The organism is Zavarzinella formosa DSM 19928, from assembly GCF_000255705.1.
Lineage (GTDB): Bacteria > Planctomycetota > Planctomycetia > Gemmatales > Gemmataceae > Zavarzinella > Zavarzinella formosa.
Map to the genome: position 1 here is coordinate 526,833 of NZ_JH636444.1, position 9,796 is coordinate 536,628.

Genomic DNA, 9,796 nt, shown 5'->3' on the forward strand with positions numbered 1-9,796 from the left:
AAATAGCCTGGCGAGGACGGCATCGTTTCAAGGGATTCCGGCGATTTCAAATCGTCGCCGAACAACGCCTTGGTTCACACACCGACATAAACCGCCGGGCGGCGACCCGCATCAGGCTCGGCCCGGCGAAGAATCTCGCGGGTGAGGGGCGGCACATCCCCGTGGCCGGTGAACAAATAACGAATGAGATGGAGGATTGGGTTTCCCTCGCCCCAGTTGAAATAAACACTCGGGCGTTTGCCGGTGGAGTCCCGGAGGTCCAGCAGGAGGGCGGCAATCCCGTTGGGAATCGCCGTCGCGTCCGCGCGAAGGACGCGATGGCCGCCGATCTCCACTCCGCGCACATGCAGCACATCGCTAAAGTCGGAGGCGTCTCGAACATAGATTTCGAGAAACAGGACGGGTTCGCCGGGGAGCAAATTGAAGTCACCTCGCTGATCGGCCTCGTCGGCCGCATAGTCGGCCGGGAGGGGATGAGCCGGATCGTGGGCCAACAGATGGATCGGGCGGTCTCCGAGTTCTGACAGGAAGCGCCGGGCGGTGTCGTCGAAGTCAACACTGGCGACCCGGAGTTCGAGCGTGCGCCACACCCGAGAGGCGAGGGACACGACGATGATTCCGGCGATGAACAAGCCCGCGATCTTCACCCCGTCCGGCCGCTCAATGATGTTGGCCCCCAGTGTGTAAAGAAACACCAGCGCCACCGTCCAAAAACCAAAAGGCGCCCACCGGAAGCCATCCCGGCGGCTGGAAATCGCGGCCGCCGTCGCCCCGGAGGTCATGAGGACCAAAACGCCGGTTGCGTAGGCCCCCGCCTGGGCGTCCACATCCGCGCGGAAGACAAGCGTAATCACCACCGACACCGTGGTGAAGAGGAGAACCAGCGGGCGGGCCGCCCGCGTCCACTCCGGCGCCATGCCGTACCGGGGCAGATAGCGGGGGACGATGTTGATCAGCCCGGCCATCGCGCTCGCCCCGGCGAACCAGAGGATGAAAATGGTGACGGTGTCATAAGCCGTTCCGAACCACTCGCCCAGAAGCTCGTGCGCCAAATAAGCAAGTGCCCGGCCGTTCGCCCGGCCGCCGGGTTGGAACTCCTCGGCCGGGATCAGCACTGTGGTGACGACGCTGCTGGCGATGAGAAACAGACTCATGATGACGGAGGCGGTGACGAGTAACTTTCGTGTGTTTCGCACCCGCCCCGCCGGGTTGGCCTCGGTGTCCGTGTCGGCGCCCCGGACCAGCGGCATCACGGCGACGCCGGTTTCAAACCCGGAGAGGCCGAGCGCGAGTTTCGGGAACACCAGAATTGAAACGGCGGCCATCGCCCACGGACTGCCATGCGAGGCCCACAAATGATGCTGCCAGTCGGCCAGGATGTGCGGGTGCAACACCACTTTCTGGAGCGCGTACCCGACGACGGCCGCGTTCAAGGCGAGGTAAGCCGCGACCAATACGACCGCGACGCCGATGGCCTCTTTGAACCCGCGCAAGAACACCATCCCGAGGGCGCCGACGAGGGCCAGCGTCACCAAGACTTGTTGCCCCTTGAGAGGACCGGGGCAGAACGGATTTTCGAGCAGGTGGGCGGTCGCATCAGCGGCCGAAAGCGTGATGGTGATGGTGAAGTCGGTGGCGACGAATCCGAGCAGGACAAGAACCAAGAGCTTCCCCTGCCACCAAGGCAGAAGATGTTCCATCATGGCAATGGACCCTTCCCCGTGGGGGCTTTTTCTCGAAACATACCAGTAAACGGGCAACGCCCCGAAAAGGGTGAGGGCAACGAGGAAGAGAGTCGCTACCGGCGAAAGCAATCCGGCGGCGAGGGCGGCGATGCCGGGTTGATAACCGAGGGTCGAAAAGTAATCAACGCCCGTCAGGCACATCACCCGATACCAGGAGTTCGTGCCATTGTCCGGTTCGCGGGCGTGGGGACCGGCCACCCCGCGAGTGTCAACCCCGTCCAAGAACCAGCGGAGAACTCGTCCGCGGGCGGGAGTTTCGTCAAGTGAAGAATTCATGGCCTTCTGCGAGTTCGTGGGAATCGTCAGGGAGTGGTCGCAATTTAGGCGCCATGAGGAATGTCCTTCGCTTAGACTCGCGATAATCGGTCGCGGCGAGGCACGGCGGCGAGTGTTTCCTGCAAACAATCGAGTTCCACAGGTTTGATTAAGTGGCGGTCAAACCCGGCTTCCTGTGTCCGTTGGCGGTCCTCTTCTTGGCCGTACCCGCTGAGGGCGATCAGGTATGCCCCGGCGAGCGCCGGATCGGCTCGCATCGCGCGGGCCACGCCGAATCCGTCGGTCCCGCCCGGCAAGCCAAGGTCCGACAACACCACGTCCGGCCGAAATTCGTGAGCCGCCGCCAACCCCGTTTGGCTGTCGAACGCCACATTGACCCGATGGCCTAATAGTGTCAGCAACATCCGCAGGCTTTCGGCGGCGTCCTGATTGTCTTCAATCACCAGTATTCCCAGCCCGCTGACCTCCAGTGTTTCCGGTTGACCAGCCGTCGGCGAATGGTCAGCCGCGACGTTGCTCGTCATTGGCAGCCGCAGGGTGAATGTCGAGCCAAGTCCCAGCCCTTCGCTCTCGGCGGTCGCGGAGCCGCCGTGCAATTCGACGAGGCCCCGCACCAAGGCCAGTCCGAGGCCCAATCCCCCCTGGCTGCGGTCCAGATTTTGAACGCCTTGGTTGAAAGGCTCAAACAATCCGGCGAGCACGTTGGAATCCATGCCGGTGCCGTTATCTCGCACGGTCACGATGGCCGAATCGCTGGCGGAATCGGAGGCCACTGTCACCTCCACCCGCCCGCCGGAGGGGGTGAATTTGCCGGCATTGTGAAGCAGGTTCCCGACCATTTGCGCCAACCGGACGGGATCGCCGGAGACCGGCAGCGGCCGATCCGGAACATATACCCCGAGGGTCAACCCGGCTTTCGTCAGCGTTGGCCGATGGTCCTCGGCCGTTTGCCGGACCAATTGGGCCAGGTCGCATTCTTTGGGAAGAAGACGGATCTGGCCCCGGACGATGCGGGCGACGTCGAGAAGATCATCCACCAGACGGGCCATGTGGGCCACCTGCCGGGCGATGATTTCGCGGGCGTTGTAGGCGGCCTTCTCTGTCGGCGCGGCCAGCCTCAAAATCTCGACGGCATTCCGAACCGGGGCCAGCGGGTTTCGGAGTTCATGCGCCAGCATCGCCAGAAACTCATCCTTGCGACGGCCTGCCTCCGCGAGGGCCTCGGCATGTTTTCGGCTCTCGCGCAACAACCGGGCGTTCTCCTCGGTCGCCGTCCGCAGTTCGTCCCGTTGCCGCGCGAGTTCCTGCCTCTGGCGGCCCAACTCGAAGAACACGCCCGCCTTGCTTCGGAGAATGTCGGGTTCCAAGGGCTTGTGCAGGAAATCCACGGCCCCGGCCTCGTAACCGCGAAACCGGCGATTCCAGTCAGAATTCCCGGCGGTGAGGAAGATGATCGGCACCCGGCGGGTTCGCTCGGTGCCGCGCATCAACTCGGCCAGTTCAAACCCGTCCATCCCCGGCATTTGAACATCGACCAGCGCCAGCGCGATCTCATGGCGAAGCAATAATTCCAAGGCGTCCGAACCCGTGCGGGCCTTCAACAACACCAGCCCGTCGCGGCGCAACAGCGCTTCCAACGCCAGCAGATTTTCCTCCAAATCATCAACTAGAAGGAAGTAAACGGGATCAATGGCGGCGGTGGTCATACGGTGGCGGCCTCCAGCAAACAGGCCGTGATCTCCTCAAGAGACAAAGAACGGGCATCGGGACAGACGTCCAAGGCGGCCTGCGGCATCACGGGGACCAACGCCAGACTCGGCCGCTGAACCAGCGCCGTTCCGCCGGCTTGCCGGATGGCTTGCAGTCCCCTGGCGCCGTCGTCGCTGCCGCCCGAGAGAATGATACCGATCAGGCCCGGACCATACACATCGGCGGCCGATTCAAACAGCACGTCAATCGAGGGGCGGGAATAATGAACCGGCTCCTCGCTGGAGAGCGACAAACAATTTTCTGTCTCCGCAAGCAAGTGATAATCCGGCGGCGCCAGATACACCGTGCCCGCGCAAACAGGTTCTTTGTCTTCCGCCTCCCGGACTCCCATGCGGCATTTCATGCCAAGTATCTCGGCCAGCAGGCTCTTGCGGTCAGGGGGCACATGAACGACCACCATGATTGGTAACGGATAACCTTTGGGAAGCCCCGGCAGGATGCCGAGGAGGGCTTCCAAGGCCCCGGACGAAGCGCCGATGACGACCGCCCTGGCGGAAGGCCCGGTCATGACACACCTCGCATCTGGTAGATCCGCTCCTCGCGGGCGAACTCGGCAAATGCGTCGGCATGCTTGCAAAACCGCAGGCTCTCCTTGGCCCCCAATCCCAAGAAACCCTTCCGGGTCAGGGAATCCTTAAACAAGCCGATGGCGCGGTCTTGGAGATCGCGGTCAAAGTAGATCAGGACATTGCGGCAGGAAACGAGATGCACCTCGGCGAAAACGGCATCCGAGACGAGGCTATGATCGGAGAACACCGCCCGGCGGCGCAACGTCTTGTCAAAGACGGCGGCGCCGTAAGCGGCGGTGTAGTAATCGGAAAGAGAGGTCTTCCCGCCGGATCGCCGGTGGTTCTCCGTGAAGAGGGGGATTCGCTCCAGTTCATAGACCCCGGCCTCGGCTTTTCGCAGGGCCGCCGGGTTGATGTCCGTGCCGTAAAACAACGTGCGATCCTCAAGCCCCTCCTCGCGGAACAGGATGGCGAGCGAATAGAGTTCTTCGCCAGCGGCGCATCCCGCCACCCAGACCTTGAGCGACGGATACGTCTTGAGATGCGGCACCACCAGTTCGCGGATCGCCCGAAAATAGGCGGGATCGCGGAACAACTCGCTCACCTGCACCGTGAGAAAGGAAAGCAACTCCGGAAGAATGGACGGGTCATGGAACACCCGGTCTTGAAGCACGGAGAACGTCCGGCAACCGAGTCGTTCCACGGCCTGATGGAGCCGGCGTTTCACAGAGGCCGTCGAGTAGCCCCGGAAGTCGTAGTGATACTTCTCAAAGATGGCGTCCAGCAACAGCCGGATCTCGATGTCTTCGATCTTGTTGATCACCGTCGGATTCCTTCTCACCTGGGCATCCACACGCGGACAAGCGAGAGGAGTTTGTCAATATCCAGTGGTTTGGCCATGTAGTCGCTGGCCCCGGCTTCCACGCATCGTTCTTGATCGTCTTTCATTGCCTTGGCCGTCAGCATAATCACCGGCAATTTTTTCCATTCGGGGTTCTTGCGAAGCTCTCGAACCGCCGTGATGCCGTCCATCTCGGGCATCATCACGTCCATCAACACCAAGTCGATGGTTTTGGCCGGGTCTTGCAGCGACTTCTCCAACGCCTCCAGCCCCTCCCGGCCGTTGCGGGCGATCTGGACCACCGCTCCGCGCGGCTCCAAAATGCTTGTGAGGGCAAACACATTGCGAACATCATCCTCGACCACCAGAATCCTCCGCCCTTCAATCGCGGCGTCGCGGCTCCGGGCTTTCTCCAGCATCCGCTGCTTTTCGAGGGGAAGTTCCGCCACCACTTGGTGCAGGAACAGCGTGACCTCGTCAAGCAATCGCTCCGGAGATTTGGCCCCTTTGATGATGATGGATTTGGAATAACGCCGCAGGCGTTGCTCCTCGTCCAAGGAAAGATCCCGGCCGGTGTACACGATCACCGGCGGGAACGCATAGGTGTCCTCGCGGCTAAGCGTCTCCAACAGCGAATACCCGGAGGCGTCCGGCAGCGACAGATCCAGCACCATGCAATCGAAGGTTGTTCCCTTTAGTTGCTCCAAACACGCCGCCACGCTTCCCACTCCGACCGTCTCGACTTCCCGCGAGCCGAGGAGTTTTCTCAGACTGTCAAGCTGGACCGGATCGTCCTCCACCACCAAGACCCGCCGCATTCGTTGGGACAATCGGTTTTCCAAGCCTTCCAGCACTCCCGCCAGTTCTTCCCGGCGAACCGGCTTGAGCATATGCCCCACGGCTCCTAATTCCATTGCCGTCCGGCTATGGTCCGACGCCGAGACCACATGCACCGGAATATGCCGGGTGCGGGCGTCATGCTTCAGCCGATCCAAGACCGACAAGCCGGAATGGTCGGGAAGGCCCACATCCAGCACCACGGCATTGGGCAAATATTGTGCCGCGCAAGCCAATCCTTCTTCGGCCGTTTCGGCGATCAAGCATTGGAAACCAAGCTCGTGAGCCAGATCATAAAGGATGCGGGCGAATGGTTCGTCATCCTCAATCACAAGAATGACCCGTTTGGCCCCGCTCAAACGCTCGCGGTCGTCTTCCATCCGTCTGGGCACCACCGTTCCAGGAGCAGAGATTCGCTCGGTGCGGATGCCGGAGGCGGGGGGAAGCGGCGGCTGGGTTGTCGGCGAAGCCGAGGAAATAGCCGGTTTGGCGCGATTTTGCCGAAGGGAGACATCGTAGACCTCCGGGATGGTCACGGTGAACGTGCTGCCCCGGCCGGGGTCACTGGCCAACCGGATATCGCCGGCCAGCAGCCACGTCAACTGTCGTGAAATGGACAATCCCAGACCAGTTCCGCCGTATTTGCGGTTCGTTGTCCCGTCGGCTTGTCGGAAAGCCTCGAACACCATTTGTTGCTGATGCACGGGAATGCCAATGCCGGTGTCGGTGACGGAAAACGCCACCCGCCCGTCAGCATCGCGGCCGACGGATAGCTCCACTTCGCCCTTCTCGGTGAACTTCAGGGCATTTGACAGCAGATTTTTCAGAACTTGTTCCAACCGCTGCCGGTCGGTGGTGATGGACTCGGGACAACCCGGCAGCAAGATCGTGCGGAACACCAGCCCCTTTTGTTCCGCGACCGGCCGGAACGTGCGAACAAGATCCTCGGTCAACCGGGTCAGCCGCAGCGATTCCGGCCGAATATCCATGTGCCCGGCCTCGATCTTCGACAAATCGAGGATGTCATCAATCAGGGCAAGCAAGTCGTTCCCGGCGGAGCGAATCGTCTCGGCGTACCGCACTTGCTCGGCCGTCAGGTTTCCCTCGGGATTGTCCGAGAGTAATCGGGCGAGAATGAGCGACGAGTTCAGCGGCGTGCGCAATTCATGAGACATATTGGCGAGAAAATCGGACTTGTACCGGCTGGCCTGCTCCAATTCGCGGGCTTGAGTCTGAAGCTCCGACCGGGCTCTGCTGGCGTCATCTCGCTGGGCCTCCAGCATGACGGTTTGTTCCTCCAGTTGCGCGTTGGTCTGCTCAAGTTCGGTCTGCTGATTCTCCAGCCGCGTTTGGGACTCCCGAAGCGCGCGGCCCTGTTCCTCCAGCTCCTCGTTTGAAACCCGCAATTCCTCGCCCTGAACTTGAAGCTCTTCAGATTGTCGTTGCGTCTCCTCCAGTAGATTTTGCAGACGGGCGCGATCCTTTGCCGTCCGGATCGCCATCCCGACCGGCTCGGCCACCCGGTCGAACAACGCGGTGACATCCCCGGTGACCGGGTGAATGAACCCCAGTTCAAGCACCGCGTTCACCGAATCGTCCTGTTTCATGGGAACGATGAGGAGATGCCGGGGATTTCCCTGCCCCAGCACCGACCCCACGGCGATGTAATTATCGGGCACATCCCGCACAAGAAACGTCCGGCCGTCCTTCGCCGCCTGGCCGAGCAGGCGGTCGCCCGATTCAAAGCTCTTGGGGATGCCATCAATGAGGGGAACGCCATAGGTGGCCGTCCGGTGATAAACATCACCGTCGCGGACATAAAGGACGCCGGCATGGGCGTCGAGGTATTCGGCCAAAAACCGGAGGATTTTTTCCCCCAACGGTTCGAGCCGGGGGTCGCCGACCATCGACTCGGTCAGGCCGATGTGACCGGATTGAAGCCAGTCTTGCCGCCAGCGCGATATCGCGGCCCGGCGCATCAGGTAGGCCACCACGGTGGCCAGAACCGCCCCCAGCACGCCTGTCAGAATACCGCCAGTGACGGCCGCCCGGAAAGCGGCATCCAGTTCATCCAAACGGCGGGCCAGAAGAGTTTTTTCCTCTTGCTGCATCGCCATTACTTGGGTGCGAATCTCATCCATCGCGTTCTTGCCGCGATCAGAAACCACCACCGCCTTGGCCGCCTCGAAGCCTGTTGCCCGGCGGAGAGTGATAGTTTCCTCAAGTTCGCGCAGTTTGACATTGATTCGGGCGCGCAAGACAGGAATGCGAGCCTGCTGGGCCGGGTTGTCGTCGGTCAATCGCTCGACTTCGCCCACGCGCTCGTCAATGCGAGTGAGCGCCGTCGAATACGGGGCAAGATAACGATCATCCCCCGTGATGAGGAAGCCCCGCTGACCCGTTTCCGAATCCTTGGCGAGCGACAAAACATCGTCCAGCGCCGACAACACTTCTTGGGTGTGCGCGACTTGCCGGGCGCCCTGACTGAGGGTTCGCGTGTTGAAATAGGAGACAAAACCGCTGGCCAAAAACAGGGAAAGAACAAAGGCAAGGGCCGGGAAAGCGCCCGTGCCAACGCGATGGCCGGGGGTGCTTCGTGCGTTTTGGGCGTTCATTAAACAAGTGTCCGGGATTGTTTTGGTCAGTCAGCCTAAAGGAAGGCGTGGCGATTCGAGCCTCCGAATCGTCCCGCCCTCCGAACCGGAATCATCGGTCGGCATCCGATGCTGGTTGTCCGGTTCATCCGGTGAAATGTCGCATGAATCATCCCCCGCTGATTCTGGGGCTGGTTGATGGCCGGTTTCTGAGGGGTTTCGCCATCAAAAAATTGTAGACAGGCATGACTCCAAGATCAATCAACGTGTTGTTGTCGTTCGGCCTCGTTCAATGATTCGCCATTTTTTGGATTGAAGCAGCGGGGCCGCGAACGATTGTCTGATCATGCCCGTCATCGACCGGGGGCGTTTTGGTCCTGTGGGGCCATATGGATTTCTATGGCAATCGGAATATCACCTACCCCCGCTGAGAAGCCAACCACGCGAGGCAAGTCGCATGAGTGAATCGATTGATGACCCGTTGCTGGGCCGTCTGACGTGGGACCACAGTCAGAACCTTTGGACAGGGCAAGCCATGCTGCGCACGGGCCGACGGGTTAAACTCGTTCTCGACCCCACGGACAAACCGCTTGACCGTGCCCTGTTGCTGGCCGGGCAAGGGCTGGCGTGGGTGCAAGGAAATGAAGAACAAGCCCGGCTCGCGGTTGCGGACGATTACCTGGCCGTTTTCAACCGGGAATGGACCGAGGAGGGGCCGATCACGCGGGAAGAATTTGCCCGCCGCATTGAATTGATCGAGATTGGCTTCGGCCCGGATGGCGCGCCCAACCTGTGGTATGACGACGGGGACCTGTTTGCCGGGCACAGCATTTCAGCCTATTTCGACGCGAACGGCCGCTTTCGCAATGCCAGCCTCTTCGGCTGAAGTGACTTTGCTGGAAATGTAAAAAGGTTGAATCTCCGGCATGCAAGAGATTTGCGACATGAAAAGCGGGAGCTGGTTTTGATGGCCGCCCGAATCACATTGATTTGAATTGAGAAAGCGATCAGTTCGCCGCCATGCGGTGTCAGTCAAATTTTGACTCATCAACTGTCGAGTTATTTTGATTTTTTCCGACGAGCGCCCTCCTCATTATCAGACGACAGAATGATCGAAAAACAGCCTCACTCGACCTTGCTATTACGCAAGGAAAATACGGCTTGTTGATTGTTTTTGCTAAGAGCCTCTAACTTTATGAGATAGTGCGGCACAGCGTTCGCAGG

Annotated in this window: 6 protein-coding genes; 1 reads left to right on the plus strand and 5 read right to left on the minus strand. The window is 60.7% G+C overall.

Going from position 1 to position 9,796, the window contains the following annotated elements:
- Nucleotides 1–74: 74 nt before the first annotated feature.
- The 5 genes from BGIM_RS0131150 to BGIM_RS0131170 form a co-directional block, all read right to left on the minus strand.
- The gene (locus tag BGIM_RS0131150; protein ID WP_020473590.1) at nucleotides 75–2,021 is read right to left on the minus strand and encodes an APC family permease; all 1,947 of its coding nucleotides are present in this window, start codon (nucleotides 2,019–2,021) and stop codon (nucleotides 75–77) included.
- 71 nt (nucleotides 2,022–2,092) lie between these two features.
- On the minus strand, nucleotides 2,093–3,727 hold the full coding sequence (locus BGIM_RS0131155) for a response regulator (protein ID WP_020473591.1): 1,635 nt from the start codon (nucleotides 3,725–3,727) through the stop codon (nucleotides 2,093–2,095).
- Nucleotides 3,724–4,299 carry a chemotaxis protein CheB gene (locus BGIM_RS0131160; RefSeq protein WP_020473592.1) on the minus strand — a complete coding sequence of 192 codons (576 nt, stop codon included), beginning with the start codon at nucleotides 4,297–4,299 and terminating at the stop codon, nucleotides 3,724–3,726. The genes BGIM_RS0131155 and BGIM_RS0131160 overlap by 4 nt, the downstream gene beginning before the upstream one ends.
- Nucleotides 4,296–5,123 carry a CheR family methyltransferase gene (locus BGIM_RS0131165; RefSeq protein ID WP_020473593.1) on the minus strand — a complete coding sequence of 276 codons (828 nt, stop codon included), beginning with the start codon at nucleotides 5,121–5,123 and terminating at the stop codon, nucleotides 4,296–4,298. The genes BGIM_RS0131160 and BGIM_RS0131165 overlap by 4 nt, the downstream gene beginning before the upstream one ends.
- A gap of 14 nt (nucleotides 5,124–5,137) precedes the next feature.
- Nucleotides 5,138–8,593: a response regulator gene (locus tag BGIM_RS0131170; protein ID WP_020473594.1), complete on the minus strand. Its 3,456-nt coding sequence runs from the start codon at nucleotides 8,591–8,593 to the stop codon at nucleotides 5,138–5,140.
- Nucleotides 8,594–9,029: 436 nt separating this feature from the next.
- On the opposite strand from BGIM_RS0131170, the gene BGIM_RS0131180 reads away from it, so the two are divergent.
- Nucleotides 9,030–9,458 carry a DUF2262 domain-containing protein gene (locus tag BGIM_RS0131180; RefSeq protein ID WP_020473596.1) on the plus strand — a complete coding sequence of 143 codons (429 nt, stop codon included), beginning with the start codon at nucleotides 9,030–9,032 and terminating at the stop codon, nucleotides 9,456–9,458.
- The last annotated feature ends 338 nt before the right edge of the window (nucleotides 9,459–9,796 follow it).